Origin of the sequence: Staphylococcus taiwanensis (assembly GCA_020544305.1) — a bacterium.
In the GTDB taxonomy this organism is placed as follows: Bacteria; Bacillota; Bacilli; order Staphylococcales; family Staphylococcaceae; genus Staphylococcus; species Staphylococcus taiwanensis.
In genome coordinates this window covers 63106-81527 of the sequence record CP058667.1, presented here as the reverse complement: position 1 = coordinate 81527, position 18422 = coordinate 63106, and the positions used below count along the sequence as shown (strand labels likewise).

General features: G+C 32.1%; 21 protein-coding genes and 1 pseudogene. 7 read left to right on the top strand and 15 right to left on the bottom strand.

What is annotated here, in order from left to right:
• Positions 1–246 precede the first annotated feature (246 nt).
• Entirely contained in the window at positions 247–801 is a 555-nt protein-coding gene (locus HYI43_00385; GenBank protein ID UDI77079.1) for a TetR/AcrR family transcriptional regulator, read from the bottom strand.
• A 113-nt stretch (positions 802–914) separates the two neighbouring features.
• On the bottom strand, positions 915–1364 hold the full coding sequence (locus HYI43_00380; protein UDI77078.1) for a hypothetical protein: 450 nt from the start codon (positions 1362–1364) through the stop codon (positions 915–917).
• A 355-nt stretch (positions 1365–1719) separates the two neighbouring features.
• Here HYI43_00380 and HYI43_00375 point away from each other — a divergent pair, with 355 nt between their 5' ends.
• Both HYI43_00375 and HYI43_00370 read left to right on the top strand, forming a co-directional pair.
• Entirely contained in the window at positions 1720–2685 is a 966-nt protein-coding gene (locus tag HYI43_00375; GenBank protein ID UDI77077.1) for a zinc ABC transporter substrate-binding protein, read from the top strand.
• Between the two features lie 214 nt (positions 2686–2899).
• Positions 2900–3880 carry a tRNA-dihydrouridine synthase gene (locus HYI43_00370; GenBank protein UDI77076.1) on the top strand — a complete coding sequence of 327 codons (981 nt, stop codon included), beginning with the start codon at positions 2900–2902 and terminating at the stop codon, positions 3878–3880.
• Between the two features lie 145 nt (positions 3881–4025).
• On the opposite strand, the gene HYI43_00365 is transcribed toward HYI43_00370, so the two are convergent.
• Entirely contained in the window at positions 4026–4550 is a 525-nt protein-coding gene (locus tag HYI43_00365) for a DUF3267 domain-containing protein (protein UDI77075.1), read from the bottom strand.
• A 131-nt stretch (positions 4551–4681) separates the two neighbouring features.
• The gene (locus tag HYI43_00360; protein UDI77074.1) at positions 4682–5275 is read right to left on the bottom strand and encodes a M23 family metallopeptidase; all 594 of its coding nucleotides are present in this window, start codon (positions 5273–5275) and stop codon (positions 4682–4684) included.
• Between the two features lie 631 nt (positions 5276–5906).
• On the opposite strand from HYI43_00360, the pseudogene HYI43_00355 reads away from it, so the two are divergent.
• Positions 5907–6305 (top strand): annotated as a pseudogene (locus tag HYI43_00355) (nuclear transport factor 2 family protein).
• A gap of 150 nt (positions 6306–6455) precedes the next feature.
• On the opposite strand, the gene HYI43_00350 reads toward HYI43_00355, so the two are convergent.
• From HYI43_00350 to HYI43_00340, 3 genes are all read right to left on the bottom strand, one after another.
• Positions 6456–6614, bottom strand: coding sequence for a hypothetical protein (locus HYI43_00350; protein UDI77073.1), 159 nt, complete (start codon positions 6612–6614; stop codon positions 6456–6458).
• Between the two features lie 157 nt (positions 6615–6771).
• Positions 6772–7620, bottom strand: a complete 849-nt coding sequence (locus tag HYI43_00345; protein ID UDI77072.1) for an aldo/keto reductase — start codon at positions 7618–7620, stop codon at positions 6772–6774.
• 146 nt (positions 7621–7766) lie between these two features.
• Positions 7767–8558: a Cof-type HAD-IIB family hydrolase gene (locus tag HYI43_00340; GenBank protein UDI77071.1), complete on the bottom strand. Its 792-nt coding sequence runs from the start codon at positions 8556–8558 to the stop codon at positions 7767–7769.
• Positions 8559–8765: 207 nt separating this feature from the next.
• On the opposite strand from HYI43_00340, the gene HYI43_00335 reads away from it, so the two are divergent.
• The gene (locus tag HYI43_00335; protein ID UDI77070.1) at positions 8766–9251 is read left to right on the top strand and encodes a peptide-methionine (S)-S-oxide reductase; all 486 of its coding nucleotides are present in this window, start codon (positions 8766–8768) and stop codon (positions 9249–9251) included.
• Positions 9252–9342: 91 nt separating this feature from the next.
• On the opposite strand, the gene HYI43_00330 is transcribed toward HYI43_00335, so the two are convergent.
• The 4 genes from HYI43_00330 to HYI43_00315 form a co-directional block, all read right to left on the bottom strand.
• Complete coding sequence (locus tag HYI43_00330) at positions 9343–9591, bottom strand: hypothetical protein (protein UDI77069.1); 249 nt, start codon at positions 9589–9591, stop codon at positions 9343–9345.
• 301 nt (positions 9592–9892) lie between these two features.
• Positions 9893–10162: a hypothetical protein gene (locus HYI43_00325; protein ID UDI77068.1), complete on the bottom strand. Its 270-nt coding sequence runs from the start codon at positions 10160–10162 to the stop codon at positions 9893–9895.
• 445 nt (positions 10163–10607) lie between these two features.
• Positions 10608–11153 carry a DUF1541 domain-containing protein gene (locus tag HYI43_00320; GenBank protein UDI77067.1) on the bottom strand — a complete coding sequence of 182 codons (546 nt, stop codon included), beginning with the start codon at positions 11151–11153 and terminating at the stop codon, positions 10608–10610.
• Between the two features lie 17 nt (positions 11154–11170).
• Positions 11171–13231 carry a copper-translocating P-type ATPase gene (locus tag HYI43_00315; protein UDI77066.1) on the bottom strand — a complete coding sequence of 687 codons (2061 nt, stop codon included), beginning with the start codon at positions 13229–13231 and terminating at the stop codon, positions 11171–11173.
• Positions 13232–13483: 252 nt separating this feature from the next.
• On the opposite strand from HYI43_00315, the gene HYI43_00310 reads away from it, so the two are divergent.
• Genes HYI43_00310 through arsC form a run of 3 tightly spaced genes read left to right on the top strand, consistent with a single transcriptional unit; the run spans position 13484 to position 15509 of the window.
• Positions 13484–13801 carry a winged helix-turn-helix transcriptional regulator gene (locus HYI43_00310; protein ID UDI77065.1) on the top strand — a complete coding sequence of 106 codons (318 nt, stop codon included), beginning with the start codon at positions 13484–13486 and terminating at the stop codon, positions 13799–13801.
• On the top strand, positions 13798–15090 hold the full coding sequence (gene arsB / locus HYI43_00305; GenBank protein ID UDI79238.1) for an arsenite efflux transporter membrane subunit ArsB: 1293 nt from the start codon (positions 13798–13800) through the stop codon (positions 15088–15090). The genes HYI43_00310 and arsB overlap by 4 nt, the downstream gene beginning before the upstream one ends.
• A 17-nt stretch (positions 15091–15107) precedes the next feature.
• Positions 15108–15509, top strand: a complete 402-nt coding sequence (arsC, locus tag HYI43_00300; protein UDI77064.1) for an arsenate reductase (thioredoxin) — start codon at positions 15108–15110, stop codon at positions 15507–15509.
• Between the two features lie 19 nt (positions 15510–15528).
• Here arsC and HYI43_00295 read toward each other — a convergent pair whose 3' ends face one another.
• The 4 genes from HYI43_00295 to HYI43_00280 all read right to left on the bottom strand — a co-directional run bounded on the left by HYI43_00295 (position 15529) and on the right by HYI43_00280 (position 18420).
• The gene (locus tag HYI43_00295; GenBank protein UDI77063.1) at positions 15529–15870 is read right to left on the bottom strand and encodes a helix-turn-helix transcriptional regulator; all 342 of its coding nucleotides are present in this window, start codon (positions 15868–15870) and stop codon (positions 15529–15531) included.
• An 18-nt stretch (positions 15871–15888) separates the two neighbouring features.
• Positions 15889–16506: a CadD family cadmium resistance transporter gene (locus HYI43_00290; protein UDI77062.1), complete on the bottom strand. Its 618-nt coding sequence runs from the start codon at positions 16504–16506 to the stop codon at positions 15889–15891.
• A 535-nt stretch (positions 16507–17041) separates the two neighbouring features.
• Entirely contained in the window at positions 17042–17407 is a 366-nt protein-coding gene (locus HYI43_00285; protein UDI77061.1) for a hypothetical protein, read from the bottom strand.
• Positions 17408–17415: 8 nt separating this feature from the next.
• The gene (locus HYI43_00280) at positions 17416–18420 is read right to left on the bottom strand and encodes an NADP-dependent oxidoreductase (protein UDI77060.1); all 1005 of its coding nucleotides are present in this window, start codon (positions 18418–18420) and stop codon (positions 17416–17418) included.
• Positions 18421–18422: the final 2 nt, after the last annotated feature.

The window sequence follows — 18422 nt, the reverse complement described above, 5'->3', positions numbered from 1 at the left end:
CGTTCATTATAGTTATGATGATAAATGAGAGTGGAACAGAATTCTTTTTAAATTCGTCGTCCCACTCCCAGCTTGCTTAGCTTGTAGAATTTCTTAGTGAAATTCTCTTTGTTGGTGCCCCGCCCGCAAGGATGACTAGAACTAAAAAAAGCTTGATTTAAGCGCCTTCTCAGTTCAGTCAGCTACTGCGAATTTGCAAGATAGCATCATCATATTATTTATGTTCCAGGCTCTGCACATACTTATTTACACTCTAATAGCTGCTTCAATAAATAATTGTGCAATGTATAAAGCATGATTTGATGCTTCTTCAACACCAATAAGTGTCGTCATTGAAGTCGTACCTTCCATTAATAAGGTATAACGACTTGCAAGGTCATGCGCATTTTTCAATCCACTACTGATAGCTAATTGCTCTAAGTATTCTAATAATCGCTTTTTATGTCCTCGCGCGATTTCTTCTATATTATTGTCCGTATCAGCATAGTCTTCAATCGCCCGTAGAAACATATCGCCCATATACGAGTAATCTTTTAACCATTTACAATGTGCTTTAACTGCACCAATAAATGGCTGATTGGGCTGTTCACTGACATAACTATCTAGATAATGCCAATAACGTGCTTCTCGCTGTTTCAATACTTCTTCAACTAGATTTTCTTTTGACTGAAAATGATTATACAATGTCATCGTTGCAACATTCGCTTCTTGAATAATTTGTTTTAAACCGACACCGTTAAATCCATTTTCATAAAATAATCTTTCAGCCACTTCTAATAAATCCTGTTTTTTCTTCGACATGTTCATCACTCATTTAAAAATAGAATAGTCGTTCTACTTAAAAGTATCAGAAATTCATTACACTGTCAAAATGCTCATTTATGATGATATGTAAATTAGACGTTAAGATGAAGCTACTTCTCTTGCTCCGGTTGTTCGTTCTCATTTTCAGAAGATGCATTAGCGACGATTCTAATAATAATAATTGCGATTCCTATTAGCGCTGTTAATAAGTAAGCAATGCCGCCCAAATCTTTCAAAAGCGCACTACCATACTTGAAAGTAACGCCACCTTCATCTGTATAAATCTTCGTACTACGGTCTATTAAGAGTAATAAACCATAAGTCATCGCCATCGAGATAGCCATGCACCATAATACAATTTTGAAAGTGACTAATCCCTTTATACCTTTAAAATCAGGTATAAACACTAGCGCATAAGGCGATAAATAAATAATAAAAATAAAACCTAGAGTAAGTAAAATAAGTAAGAAATAAGAACCATTAAATAAGTAATACGTAAATGTTTGGTTTACACCTAACGTCACAAATAAAAAAATAATGACCGACAATAAATACTTCAAATCACCATTTAATTTCAGAGCTAAGCGTTCACATCTCTGTATATGACGAGATTTTTTTAAAATACGTTTGCTTAAAAATTTAATCAATAAAAAACTGAGTCCCGTCATAATGAGAAATACAGTGAACAAGATAATATGCATCGCTATCTCACCTTTCATATTAATAAGGTAAGTATTTCATTTTAATATGACTAAGTCAAAATCATATTTCCCACAATATGTTTTCATAAAAATAATGATTTTTTTATAAGGCTATTATCCATTTAGGCTTTCTAAGTTTGAAAAGAGGCATTGACAACACCTAAAATAAATGTAATTATTAAAACGTAACAATTACGATTTAGGAGATGTGCACATGTTTAAAAAGAGTTTAATTCTATTTTTTGTAGCGGTGTTAACCTTGTCACTTGCCGCTTGTGGTAAAAAAGACAATGATAATGCTTCAGATCATAAAGGTAAATTAGAAGTAAGAACGACGGTTTACCCACTGAAATCATTTACCCAACAAATTGGTGGTAAATATGTCGATGTTAAATCAGTATATCCAAATGGTGTAGATCCACATACATATGACCCAAGCCAAAAACAAATGGTTGATATTGGTAAGTCAGACTTATTTATATATACAGGCGATAACTTAGATCCTGTAGCGAAAAAAATCGCCAACGCTATCGATGATAAAGATAAAACATTATCATTAGAATCATCTTTAGATAAGCATAAAGATTTAATCAAAGGTGAAGAAGATGAACATGAGCATGAACACGAACATGGCGAAGAACACGAACATCATCACGGTAAATACGATCCACATATTTGGTTAGATCCAGTAGTTAGCCAAAAATTCGCTAAAGACATTAAAGATGAATTAGTTAAGAAAGATGGTAAACATAAAGCGTATTACGAAGCTAATTACAAAAAATTAGTCAAAGAATTAAAAGGTTTAGATAAAGACATGAAACAAGCAGTGAAAGGTAATGAAGATAAAACAGTTTATATTTCTCATGATTCACTTGGTTATTTAGCTAATCGATACAACTTCAAACAAGAAGGTATTGAAAACATGAACGCTGAAGACCCAAGCCAAAAAGATTTAACAAATATCGTTAAACAAATTAAAAAAGATCACGTGAAATACATCTTAACCGAAGAAAATGTGTCTCATAAAGTTGCCGATACAGTTAGAGATGAAACTGATGCGAAAACACTTAAATTCTACAATATGGGTTCACATACAAAACAACAAGATAATGATGACAACACTTACCAATCATTCATGAAAGAAAATATTAAAACACTTAAAAAAGCACTTAACAACTAATAATATCTGCTATATGTGCGTGGTTTAAGTAATTCATAAAGGTGGAGACATTCTAAATTTGTCCCCACCTTTTATTTGTTTTAGACTACTCGTAGACCTACCTCAACCATTACTGTGAATGGTCAAATTCCTTTTGTATAAGTTCCCTATTTATGGTAATATCATCATGCATAAAAATTCGAGATAATACGAAAGAAGAAGGTTTAAATATATTATGAAAGAAAATTTTTGGAGTGAATTGCCACGTCCATTTTTTATTTTGGCACCTATGGAAGACGTTACAGATATCGTCTTTCGTCACGTTGTGAGTGAAGCTGCTAGACCCGATGTCTTCTTCACTGAATTCACAAATACAGAGAGTTACTGCCATCCAGAAGGTATTCATAGCGTGCGTGGACGCTTAACGTTTAGCGAAGACGAACAACCTATGGTCGCACATATTTGGGGTGACAAACCAGAGCAATTCCGTCAAATGAGTTTCGGCTTAGCAGAAATGGGCTTTAAAGGCATTGATTTAAATATGGGATGTCCAGTTGCGAACGTTGCCAAAAAAGGTAAAGGGTCAGGCTTAATTCTTCGACCTGAAGTTGCCGCTGAAATAATTCAAGCAACAAAAGCTGGTGGTTTACCTGTAAGCGTTAAGACACGCCTTGGCTATTATGATATTGATGAATGGAGAGATTGGTTAAAACACGTCTTTGAACAAGACATCGCAAATCTATCTATCCATCTTCGTACACGTAAAGAAATGAGTAAAGTAGATGCACACTGGGAATTAATCGAGGCAATCAAAACGATGCGTGACGAAATCGCACCTCAAACATTGTTAACGATTAATGGTGATATTCCAGACAGACAAACAGGTATGGAACTGGCTACTAAATATGGGGTTGATGGGGTCATGATTGGTAGAGGTATCTTCCATAATCCTTTTGCCTTTGAAAAGGAACCCCGCGAACATACAAGTGACGAACTCATAGACTTGTTCAGATTGCATTTAACATTATTCGAAAAGCATGCGACTGAAGAAACACAACAATTCAAAGCGTTACGCAGATTCTTTAAAATCTACATTCGAGGCATTAAAGGTGCAAGCCAACTACGCCATCAATTGATGAGCACCGAAACCGTAGACGAAGCACGCGCATTACTTGACGAATTTGAAGCTCAACGAAAAGACAATGTAGAATCATAATCATTCAGTTACACATAGCAATCCCCTCACCTTTATAGTGGTGAGGGGATTTTTTGTGTAGCTATTTAGGATAATGCTACTGATTTATAGTTTTTATTTGTATTTGTTCGCATTGATTTACTCACTCACTTTCAAATCATATTGCTTAGTGAATGATAATCCCTTTATCTGTCGTTTCTATTGTTGCATTTTTAGGTGCTTTGAACATTTTCCAAACCCAATAAAAGTCGCCCATGCAACACCCTGCATGAAACGTAGCGAAGAAGAAAAAGAGTCCACGTGGAAACCATCCTAAAAATAGCGTAACGATAAATATAGCCGTAATAATTACAAACGGCATAATACTGCTGATTGTAAATGTTAATCTCGTAAATCTTCCGCCTGGTATGGCACAATAAAGCATTCCACTCGCCGTTCCAAAATAGACTTTATTCTTTGGTGAGAATAATTTGAAAAACACACCGTGGATACATTCATGCACTGTAAACATAAGTACTAAAAGAATGATCACAAAAAGTGCATTGAATATTAAAGAATCAAAAAATTTAGGTGTATCTGAAAATTGCATAATAATATAGAATATAATTCCAAAAACAACAAAACTAATATAAGAATATATAGCCAATTTATTCAGTAACTTCTTATCTTCTAACAGATTAATTTCTTCCAAAGATAACGCTCCTTTTTGAATGATATTTATTCTAGTATTCTAAATGATTTCTGTTGAGTCCGTTTTAAATCCCTTTAAATATAGCTTAAATTGCGATTACATATGTAAAATCCAATCTCTAACTCATAATATTAAATTTGTCCTGTTACTTGATCACCAATGATAGGATCCTCTAAATTTAAAAATTTAATTTTCTTAGATATACAATCTTCATATAATAATGGTGTATTCATCACTTGAAAGTGAATATGTGGTTCTGAAGAATGTCCTGAGTTACCACATTTTCCTAAAAAATCACCACTATTCACACTTTGACCAGGCGTCACCACTACGGAGTGATGCATAAAGTGAGCGATTAAACTATACTCTTGTTCCCCGTGACGAATAATGACGTAATTGCCTAATAACCGATTGTCATTCATTATTCCAGGTCGGTTATCATTAACACTATTACGCACATCAACTACTACACCAGATTGAGGCGCAACAACGTTCTGATTAAACGCAAAATAGTCTTCATTAGTAGTACCTTCACCAGCGAATGTCTTATTGTCCTTTTCAATCAACAAATCATAAGCATATTTTTGGGAAGGCACATCACTATGATAGTTCGTAAGTAACGTATCTCCACCCCAAGTAACTTTCCATTCACAATCTATAGGCATGTAATAATTCAAATCGGTAAAACGTTGTTCAATTTGGTTGTGAATGGGTATAAGTAACAAGCCTAATATCTTCGTCGTTTCTTTGTGAAGCGTAATTGCAACGCCCCAAGCATGATCTTTACTTATGTATATGTACCGAATTGAATGGTTTAATTCTAGTTGCTTATACAGTTCATGTGCATCACCTTTATATTGGTAAATAACCTTCTTTAATGGCCGCTTCTTTAGTTTATCTTTAAATTCATCATCTAAATGTTGATATATGAGCTTATAATCATTCGTTTCAATACCATTGATACAATCGCTTACTTTGATAAAATAACCTCCAATTAATAAAGTAATTTATTTTATTATTGATATCTTCTTTGCTAGCAAATAATTTCATATAAATACTCAAAATATAATTACATATATTTTTAGCTTAACAAATAAATTATTAGATTTCCTTTTTGATAAGTAATTGAGATAAAAGATTTATAAAGCGTTGTTAAATCATGAAATATTAAAAACATAGCTGTTTTGAAAATTTCTATCAATCTATCATCGAAGTGAGTGCTATAAAGTCAATTTAGAAGCAGAACGAGTGAATACGATTTTAAATAAATCAACATTTAACCATATCCAATTTCTTTTATTTAGTATCATAAGTAGTTAGTATAGAAATGAAATATAAAAATTTATGGAGGAGTATATGAATAAAGAAATCTTAAAAAATACTATAGAAGACTTATATCAAGACATACTAATCAATCTAAATACTACAAAGATAGATCATTACTTTGACTCTAATTATATTCAAACGACCGATTATAGCACATCAAATATCAAAGCGTTTGCTGACCATTTAGACTAACTTAAAGAAATAGTGATTAAGTTATCTATAGATACTTTCAAAACTATGATGATTGATGAAGATAAAAATAAAGTTTTCCTGCGCTATGATGTGGACGTTGAGAAAAAAGATGGATTTATTGGGAAAATCGAAGTATATGCAGAATTTACTTTTAACGAAGAAGGTAAAGTCATTACTTGCAACGAACTTACTCATCCATATAACGAAAACTTAAATGGAATCGGAAATATTAAATAAGCTAAGATACTGAATGAAAATACTAGTTCTAATAAACCTTCAACAAGATAAAAGCAACTTTCTCAAGTTGCTCGAATTCTTCTATTATTTCAGCGCCAAGTATATTCAAATTAATAAGATATTCGTCTTGAAACGTTGCTCTATATTTCATTATTTGAACGCAATTTTACGAATCAATTCATTCGTAATTTTATTCTTATTATTTATAACATCAAGTATTTGCTTTTGTTGTTCTTTTGTAACTGTCATACCTTCAAGCGAAAGATTTTTAGCGATTTGTTTGTTAACTTTTGAGTCAATTGTAATCATATTATCGCCTCCTAATAGTAATATTATACAACAGTCACAAACAACTTATCGACAAACAGAATTTGTATTAAGTTGAATACTTTCTCTATGAATTTAACTATATAAAAAGACTTATATCATATTTTATTTATGACATAAGCCTTTTAATTAGGATTTTTTATACATTCAATTTTCTGCTAGACAGGAATTTGATCATCTCTGGATCTGCATGTGAGAAAAATTGGCTGTTACTTTGTTCTAATGTAGCGATTTTGTTTTTATCTTCATGAGTTAATTTGAAGTCAAATACATCAATGTTCTGAGCCATTCTTTCTGGATTAACTGATTTCGCTAGTACTACAATGCCACGTTCAATCAGCCATCTTAATACCACTTGAGCAATGGATTTATTATATTTATCTCCAATTTCTTTTAAAACTTCATTTTGGAATAAATTATTTCTACCTTCAGCAAAAGGTGCCCAAGCTTCTACAACGACATTTTCTTTTTGTAATGCAGTCACATGTTCTTCTTGTTGATGGAAAGGATTAATTTCAATTTGGTTCACTTGAGGCGCTACTTTATTATGAAGTCCTAAATCTACAACGCGATCAACACCAAAGTTAGATACACCGATTGCTCTGATTTTGCCACTTTCTTTTAATTCTTCAAGTGCTTTCCATGAACCATAAACATCATTATACGGTTGATGAATAAGTACTAAGTCTATATAATCCATATCCAGTCTTTGTAGTGAGCGTTCAATCGATTTTAATGTATCTTCATAATTCACATTTTCTATCCAAACTTTTGTCGTAATAAATAGTTCTTCTCTATCAATACCAGAAGCTTTGATACCTTCTCCAACCTCTGTTTCATTTAAATAAGCTTGCGCAGTATCAATATGTCTATAACCAACTTTAATTGCATTCTCAACCGCTGTTTTTGTTTCTTCTGGTGGAATTTGATACACACCAAATCCTAACACTGGAATTTCAACGTCTTTATCTATTTTTACAGTTTCCATTATTTCAACTCCCTGAATTTAATAATCTCACTATAAACTATGGAGTGAACTCTATGGCAAGCAATTAATAAGATTTTTATATCGTTTACGTATCACTTAACGATGGATTTCCAACTAGCCAATGAGCCAATTCATATCATAAATAATTACCGTAGCAATGTGTTCAATGTTTCGATAACACCATCTCTATCATTATCAATCGAGATTAAATTGGCTTTACGTTTTAGTTCTGGATAGGCATTGTCCATCGCGACTTTATATCGTGCATTTTCAAATAAAGGAATATCGTTTAAGCCATCCCCAAATACAATCGTTTGGTCGCTACTGATATTCAATAAACTTTGTAGAAAGCGAATGGTCTTCCCTTTATCAACATCTTTATGTGTAATATCTATCCAATTCTCTTCTGCAGCAACGATATAGAGATCATCTTCATATTTGTTTAGACCTTTAACATGTTCAAAGCACTGACCTTGTGAATCAAAGATCGTAATCTTTAACATCTCTGTATCTATCGTATTTAAATCTTCTAAAAATGTTACTTTCTCATATGAGCCTAAAACCATGTCTTGTTCTTTCTGAGAAATATGTTTTTCAGCATAAGCCATACCTTCTGTACAAACAATAATTACTAAATTCTGATCGATGTGTTTAATTGCCTTAATCAACTCTAATCCAAGTTGATTACTAAATGTCTTAGCGTAAATATTCATATCATTAATTTTAATTCGAGACGCACTATCTCCGATGATAAACACATCTTTCGTTAAATCTCCCACAATGGCGTCCACACGCTCATTCTGCTTTCCCGTGCAAAAAGCAAAACGAATATCTTTATCTCTTAATAGCGTTAACAAGCTTTGAAACTTTTCCCGATTGAAACTACTCTTTGAATTTAAAAATGTTCCATCCATATAAGTAACAACTAGCTTAAACATTTTTATCCCCTCGTTTATTAACTATATTTGTTGTAACTAGTAAAGTAACGATAACATATCAATCGCTATATTAACTGGGCGTATGCTAAATTTATTTAAAATATCCACACCCTTTTGACGCTATGATACCCCTTCTTATTTGAATAAACAAATCTAATTCGTTATCATTTTAAATGAGAATAGTTATCAATTAAAGGAGTGGAAAATATGGAAACTGTTTATTTAGCTGGCGGTTGTTTATATGGTGTAGAAGCATATATTCGCACACTGCCTGGCGTTATCAATACGACTAGTGGCAGAGCGAATGGGATTACCAATACTTTAGATGGAGAATATGATGGGTATGTGGAAGCCGTTAAAACAGAATTCGATCCTGACAAAGTTTCTGTCACTGACTTAATGGGCTATTTATTCGAAATCATCGATCCTTATAGTGTTCACCAACAAGGCCAAGACATAGGCTTAAAATATAGAACTGGCTTATATAGTGAAGATCCTAAACACCTTAAAGAAGCACAAGCATTTATTGATGCTATAGAAGATCATCATCTTATAGCGACCGAAGTCTTACCGCTCACTAACTACGTTAAAAGTGCTGAAATGCATCAAAACCGATTAGAACGCTATCCTGACGACTACTGTCACTTACCTAAAAGCTTAGTTTATAAATATAAAAATACTGAAAGTAAATAATTGTAGATGTCGTAAACTCAAAATATGACTCACACATACAAATACGCTTAGATACAATTATCTGTACCTAAGCGTATATTTTTTATTGAAATTAAGTATTATTATTCTTTTCTGATGGGAATGATTGTCCGAGCAATGCTAGACTTCCAATTATGAAATATAAAATAAAACTACCGATTGTTATTTTTTCTAAGAAAAGTAGTACCAATAATGTAATAGTAAAAATTTCTGGCACAAGTAGTTTCCAAATTCCGCCTTTATGTTGCGAAATAAAATATTGAATTGCTAGAACTACAGCAATAATAATAACGGGTAAAAGCCAATTTATTAGTTTATCCATGGATAAATGTCCTCCTAAAAAACGCATGAAAAGGATTATTTAAAATAATATAGAAACAAATAAGATATCATATCCTGCAAAATAGTTTAAAAAACTCTTATCAGTAATTATCTTAAAAATGATATCTATATACATCGTATAATTTAATACTAGCTGACTTGACTTAAATCTATCTAAATATTCCCTTAATTTATCCTTAAATATTCTAATAAGTAGCATGCTTTGCATTACTAATAGCTATTTTCATTTTTCTTTATGAAATCTTTTACTTATTATTAAATTTACTTAAAACACTAATATATTACATACCTATCAAAGAAAGGACGAAATAAATAAATAGGACACCAAAAAAGATAGCTGATGCAATACGTTTCTCTAAAGAATATGCTAAGCAACCTATAAAAAAGGCTATAGCTATTAAAATGTCATTTGTTTTTTCAAAATGTGTTCCACCATAAATTGAATCAATAATTATACGTATAATAAGTAATATGATACTTAGTACAACGAATACTCCACCTATAAGTTTTAAATTACTAGTTAGTTTAGTTTCCCTATCCTCTTTGTTCATTTTTAATCCCCTTTAACCCTATTTTTCAATTTGATTTTTAGTTTCATTCCAAAATAGGATTTATAGTTTAAATATAACAAAAAGGAATCTTCATATTAATTATTTGGGATGTAGAATATTCGATTAAATCTTGATTAGATATATTTTAAATAAAATTATATACTCCGATATCATTTTTGATGTTTAATATCCTCTTATATTGCAAAAAGCCTAATTTCTTGTTTATTTATGATACGCTTCTGCGTATCGGTTAATGATGCGGTTTTTAATTATATAATTTCATTTAATAAGGTAATGAACAGTTTTTTGATAAATGTTATTCTTCTAAAATTCTTTTTAATTTACACACTAAAAAATATCCTCCTTAACAATAATAAGTTATTTAAATTATTGATTAAGGAGGATATCTTTATATCTATTTATTTCTCAATCTAGAACTAGATTTTTATCGTGCTTTCAGTTCATTTCCTGTCATCCATTTATGATTTTTAATGATTTTACCATTATCTTTGGATTTGTAATCAACTACGTAAACAGTAGTCTTTTTCACGTTATCTATATTGGCTGTAGCACCTTTCATACCAGACATATGACTTGCTTCTAATTTAACAGTATCGCCCTTACTAAATCCATCTTTAGGTGCATCTTTGATCTCTTCGTTTACGACCCATTTATGATTGTTTACTTTTTCATTTCCATTTGTAGGTTTATAACTTACAACATAAGCATATGTTTTATACGCACCTTTTACAGTAGCTTCTGCACCTTTCATACCTGGCATATGCCCTGCTGTAATCGTTACTTTATCTCCTACTTTAAATTCACCCTCATTAGTCGATTTCATACCTTCAGGAACTTTACTTTCATCATTATGCTTCATATGGCTCTCACTTTTTTGGTCATTAGTGTCTTTATCTTTTTCATCATTATTGGAGCAAGCTGATAATATTAGTAATGATCCTAATATCATAAAAAATAATTTTTTAATCATAATAAAACTCCTATCTTTTATTTTAATTTTAATGTAAAGGCATTAATTGCAACAATAACCGTACTTAGCGACATTAAAATAGCACCTATTGCAGGTGATAAAATCAAGCCGATAAATGCTAAAATACCAGCTGCTAAAGGTACAGCAACAATATTATAACCTGCACCCCACCATAAGTTTTGCACCATTTTTCTCATAGTATTATTTGAGAGGGTCAAGAAATGGATAATATCTGATGGATTACTTTTAACGAGTATAATATCAGCTGACTCAACTGCTACATCCGTTCCTGCACCAATTGCAATACCAATATCTGCTCTTATAAGACTTGGTGCGTCATTGATACCGTCTCCGACCATCATGACTTTATTACCCTCACTTTGATAATCTTTTATAATGCTTTCCTTATCTTCTGGCATGAGTTGTGCGTGGACATCACTAATACCTAATTCTTTTGCGACAGCGTGTGCCACTTCATTATTGTCACCTGTAAGCATGACTGGTGTAATATTTCTTGATAGTAAATCAGCTACCATTTGTTTTGAGCTTTCTTTAATTTGATCTCCTTGAGCTATCATGCCAATGACTTGTTGATCCTCAATTAAATAGCTGATTGAATTACCTTGTTGAGCTAATTTAGTAAATAAGTCATCGTCATAATTAAGTTTATGTTTATCAAGATAAGAGACATTTGTTATTTTATATGTTTTATTATCAATTAGACCTTCTAATCCGACACCTGGAATATTATTAACGTCTTGTGGATTAGTAAATGAAACATTTTTACTTTTCGCAAAATCAACAATACTTATAGCTAATGGGTGATTAGATTGACTTTCTAATGAGGCGAAAAGGCTTAATATTGTATCATTACTCAAATCATTTTTAAAGCTCTCATAATGATTCACAGAAAAGTTACCCTCAGTTAAAGTACCAGTTTTATCCATCATTACATAATCGATATGTTGAGCTATTTCTACAGACTCTCTATTTTTAATAATTAAACCATTATGTGCACCAATTGAAGTAGAACGTGCAGTGACTAAAGGTATTGCCAAGCCTAAAGCATGTGGACAAGCAATGACTAACACAGTTACAAGACGTTCTAATGCAAAATCAACATCATTTTGAATGAGCATCCAGACAATAAAAGAAATCACGCCAACAATTACAGCAAAGTAGAATAAATAACCCGCTACTTTATCAGATAACAATTCAGCACTAGATTTATCATTTTTTGCTTGATTAACAAGTCCCATAACTTGAGAAAGATATCCATCTTCTCCCACAGCTGTAACCTTGACTTGTATTGTTCCAGACCCATTAATAGAACCCCCGATGACGTTGTCATTTTGATTTTTTTGTACTTTTTTAGATTCTCCAGTGACTAGGGATTCATCTATAGATGTTTGTCCTTGAACGATAATACCATCTGTCGGAATGCTTTCTCCGGCTTTTACTTCGACGATATCATCAGTCATGATGTCTGATATTTTAACTTCTTCGCGTTGGCCATTATCCATAACTTTAATAGCACTATTAGGTAACAGTTCTGCCATTTTCTTTAAAGCATCTCCAGCATTTCCGACAGCATTCATTTCTATCCAATGTCCTAATAGCATAATTAAAATTAAGGTTGCTAATTCCCAAAAAAAGTCCATTGTATGACCAGTTGCACTACTAAAGTTATTCATATAAAAAGCATACAAGCTATAAATATAAGCTACTGAAATACCTAGGGCAACTAAGGTCATCATGCCTGGTTTTTTTGTAGCAATTTCATCTTTACCACCAGACAAGAACGGTTTACCACCATAAAAGAATAAAATTGTACTTAATATTAACACTACCCATTCAGAACCTGGAAATGTGAATTGAAAAGGTAAGTTAACACCCATCATTGGCGATAAAAGAATGATAGGTATTGCAAAAATTAATGAAACAAAAAACTTAACTTTAAAATTTCCATGATGATGTGCATGGCCACTATGATGATGTGAGGCATGGTTATCATGATGCATGTGATTGGAATGATTCATGTGATTTTGAGGATTATGCTCTTCACCATTATTATTCAAATTAACCCCTCCTATTTATGAAAATATTATATTAGCTATACTTATACTATAACACATACCCCCTAGGGGTATAAATGTTTTCGATTTATCTCCATTTATGGATTTATTTATATCATTCCGAAAATGATGTCTCCACGTCCTACATTAGATCTTGTCATCGATGTTTAAAACAAGGTTTTAATTAAATGTATTATTGCAAAAAGTATTATCTATATAGATGATAATCTATAATAAAGGAGGGATGACATCCATATGTCTTATAAGGAACTATCATTACAATTAAAAATTTTATCGGATCCAAGTCGATTAGAAATATTAGACTTATTATCTTGCGGTGAATTATGTGCTTGTGATTTATTAGCGTATTTTCAATTTTCACAACCTACATTAAGTCATCATATGAAAATTCTAGTAGATAATGAATTAGTATCTACACGAAAAGACGGTACTAAGCGCATGTACCGACTTAATCATAAGTCCTTAGATTCAATCAACAATGAATTAACTTATATTAGCTCTCCTACTCAACAATGTATGTGTAAAAAGATAAAGACAGGTGAATGTACATAATGACTATTCTAGCGATTATTATTTTTCTTTTAACTCTCATGTTTGTTATTTGGCAACCTAAGGGGTTAGATATTGGTATTACAGCATTGTTTGGTGCTATCATCGCTATTATTACAGGCGTTGTCAGTCTCTCGGATGTTATTGAAGTTACAGGGATTGTTTGGAATGCGACGTTAACCTTTGTCGCTGTTATACTCATTTCATTAATTTTAGATGAAATTGGATTTTTCGAATGGGCAGCTATACATATGGTCAGAGCTTCAAATGGTCATGGGTTTAAAATGTTTGTCTACATTATGTTGTTAGGCGCTATTGTAGCAGCTTTCTTTGCGAACGATGGAGCTGCATTAATTCTCACTCCAATCGTGCTCGCTATGGTAAGAAATTTAGGGTTTAATCAAAAAGTCATTTTTCCTTTTATCATTGCAAGTGGATTCATTGCAGATACTACGTCTCTTCCACTAATTGTAAGTAATTTGGTTAATATCGTTTCTGCTGACTACTTCCATATTGGATTTATTGAATATGTAAGTCGCATGATGATTCCCAATCTATTCTCTTTACTTGCAAGTATTGTTGTATTATGGCTATATTTCAGAAAATCCATACCTAAAACGTTCGATACAGAAAATCTATCAGATCCTAAAAGTGTAATTAAAGATTCTAAGTTATTTAAGCTTTCATGGATAGTATTAGCAGTACTACTCGTTGGATATCTTGTTAGCGAGTTTATCCAAATTCCTGTATCAATTATTGCTGGTATTATTGCTTTTATCTTTGTAATATTAACTCATAAATCAAAAGCAGTTCATACAAAACAAGTGATTAAAGGTGCGCCATGGAATATCGTTCTATTTTCTATTGGTATGTACTTAGTTGTATTTGGTTTAAAAAACGTAGAAATCACAACAATTTTAGCTGATGTATTATCCAATATTTCAAGCCATGGATTATTCAGCAGTATTATGGGCATGGGCTTTATTTCAGCTTTTTTATCATCAATTATGAATAATATGCCTACTGTTTTAATAGACGCAATAGCTATTGGTCAATCTAGTGCTACAGGTATATTAAAAGAAGGTATGATTTATGCGAATGTCATAGGTTCTGATTTAGGACCTAAAATTACGCCAATTGGTTCTTTAGCAACATTATTGTGGCTACATGTCTTAACACAAAAAGGTGTGAAGATTTCGTGGGGAACATACTTTAAAACTGGAATTATCATTACTATTCCAGTCCTATTTGTAACACTCTTAGGTTTATACCTTACACTAATCATATTTTAAGAAAAGAGGCTTTAATTATGGATAAGAAAACAATTTATTTTATATGTAGTGGTAACTCTTGTCGTAGCCAAATGGCTGAAGGTTGGGGAAAGGAAATATTGGGTGAAGATTGGAATGTCTATTCTGCTGGTATAGAAACGCATGGTGTTAATCCTAAAGCAATAGAAGCTATGAAAGAAGTGGATATTGATATCTCAAACCATACATCAGATTTGATTGATAGTGATATCTTAGAACAGTCAGATTTGGTCGTAACATTATGTAGTGATGCAGACGATAATTGCCCTATATTACCACCTAATGTTAAAAAAGAACACTGGGGCTTTGATGATCCAGCAGGAAAAGAATGGCCAGAATTTCAACGTGTTAGAGATGAAATTGGAAAAAGAATACAAGAATTCAAAGAAACGCTCGTTTAATGTGAGCGTTTCTTTATATTTAAGTCATACATTTTATTAATAATGATTTCATTTCTATATCTTTGATATAATAGTATGCCATTTTCCCATCCTTGTAAAAATCCAGCACGTCTCTTTTATACAGCGCTCTCAAATGATGTGATGTTGAAGCTATACTCAAACCTAATGTTATAGATAAGTCACAAACACATAATTCTTTCTCTTTAATTAGAGCTAATATAATTTTCAGCTTATTCTCATCACTTATCTTTAATAATGTATTGATAAGCCGTTGAGTTTTTTCTTCTTTTAAAAATCTTAAAGCATAATTCACTTTTTCCTCATGAACACAAATGACGTCACAAATTTTATTGTTACTCATATTAAGTCACACCTTAATTTATAATATAAATCCTAATATCGTTTGTATGGTTTCATTTTCAATAATAATAAATAAGCCCAATGCTATGTAGATAACAGCCATAATCCAACGACTGAACTTCTCAACAATTTCACCCACACCAGGAATTCTAGCTAGTTTTTGTGCTGTGAATACTAAAAAGAAAATTAAAACTAAAAATACAATTAAGGTAGTCAGTAATTCAACAATATCCAATGTTACAAAATAAGGGACAAATAAACCAATATTATCTGCACCACAACTTGCAATTGTCACTAAAGAAACAGTCCCTACTAATTTGGACAAACCTTTTTCGTTTAATTCTTTTTTTGCTCTTTTTTCGCCTTCACAATCATCATAAATAGCAACTTTTATACCTAAGTAGATGGGGATCAAACCTAATAAACCTAATATCCATTTCTCTGGAACATAATTTAACACAAAAGCTAAAAATAAACTGACTAATATGAGGATAATCGATCCTAAATATTGACCTATATAAATATCCCTATATTCTTTTCTAGTCTTTGCTCTTGCAAAAAATATTAATAGTATTACTAATAAGTCTACTGCAGTAGCAATGTAAAGTATTGCCGCAGTTACAATAGTCTGAACCATAGAGCACCTCATTCAAATATATATTTGAATGAATTGTATCATATATTGTATACTTTATGAATAATTATTACGAATCGAAAAGCGAAACTTTAACTGATAGTAAGGGGCTGTGTATATACGAGTGATTTATAGATTCTTTGAGAATACGACTTAAAGCGATTTTAATTTGTCAGTTCATTGCATTTTGTTTTTTTAACAATTTCAATAATAAGAAGCACCTTATAGAACCCTCCTCATATTTGTCTTACAGGCCACATTATTACATTAATGGTACAATGCCACATAATAATTATATGAAAATATAATTATTTTATTTATTCTTACACTCATACACGCAAATTAACTTATGCTTTTCTTAATTTAGAAGCTTATCACTATAGAAAAATTGAAAAGTAAATGTCTGATATGAGCTTATTTAAACAAAGAGCACATAAGCGTTGTCAAGAGAATCATTTGATATACGTCGATTTTAAGTGTAAATATTAAAAAATCGCCTGGAACAAAAGTAATGTTCCAGGCGTGGCTATGATAAGTCTTATAATAGTTTCGCAAGTGCGACCATGACAAATTGTAATGGTAAACGAATGACATGCTGCTTAACACTATCTGTTCTATCTCTTTCATCTTTATAAGAGATGTTCTTACGTGCAGCGTAAATATTTGCAGGAAATACGAGCCAAAGGAATCCTTGTACTACTTTTCTTACGCGTGATCTATTTTTAGCACCGAGTACATAAAAAACAATTATAAATTCTAATATGCCCGAACACTTAACTATTGCGTGTTTGAAAGGTAAATAGGACGGCACGATTTTTAAAAACATATCTTTATTTTTAAAGTGTGAAACACCACTTTTATAAAACAGTAAACTAAATATGAATCTTACGATGATATTTTTCATAGTCTTCTCTATTCTTCAGCGACTTTGACAACTTGTTTACCAAAATTCTCTCCTGTGAATAACTTTCTAAATGCAGAAGGTAAATTGTCAAAACCTTCATCTATCGTCACTTCAAATTTAATTTTACCTTCAGACACCCATTGTGCGAGTTGTTCGCTTGCTTCTTTAAAATGATCAGCGAATTGTGCTACTACAAAACCTTGCATTAATGCTTGATTTTTAATCAACGTTCCTTGGATACGTGGTCCAATATCGTCTTTTTCATTATTATATGCTGAAATTGCACCACATACCGGAACGCGTGCAAATCGATTTAAGTATTTAAATACTTCATCAGAAATTGCGCCGCCAACATTTTCAAAATACACATCAATACCATCTGGTACAGCCGCTTCGAGTTGCTGTGCGAAATCATCTTGTTTATAGTCAATGGCCGCATCAAATCCTAATTCATCTGTTAAATATGTTGTTTTCTGCTTACCACCAGCAATACCGACAACTTTTGCGCCTTTAATCTTAGCAATTTGTCCTACGACAGAGCCTACTGCACCTGATGCAGCTGACACGACAACCGTCTCGCCAGATTGTGGCTGACCAATTTGAAGCAATCCTGTATAGGCTGTCATTCCCGGCATGCCTAAAACACTCAAATATAAATGTAATGGTACATCTTTTGATGGCACAGGGGTCACATCGTCTCCATTCACTGTATTTATCTTTTTCCATGGTAATATGCCTGTGACATAATCGCCGACAGATAGACGTTCATCGTTCGATTGTGTGACTTTTCCAACAATATGACCTTGTAATGGCTCATTCACTTGGAAAGGTTGAACATAACTTTTTGTATCATTCATTCTGCCTCTCATGTAAGGATCTACAGATACATAAATGGATTCTACTTGAACCTCACCTGCATGTGGTTCTCGAGTTTCTATTGTTTCAAATCTAAATACATCGTCTTGAGGGATACTTTGTGGTCGTTTTGCAAGTACAACTTGTTGATTATTCATTT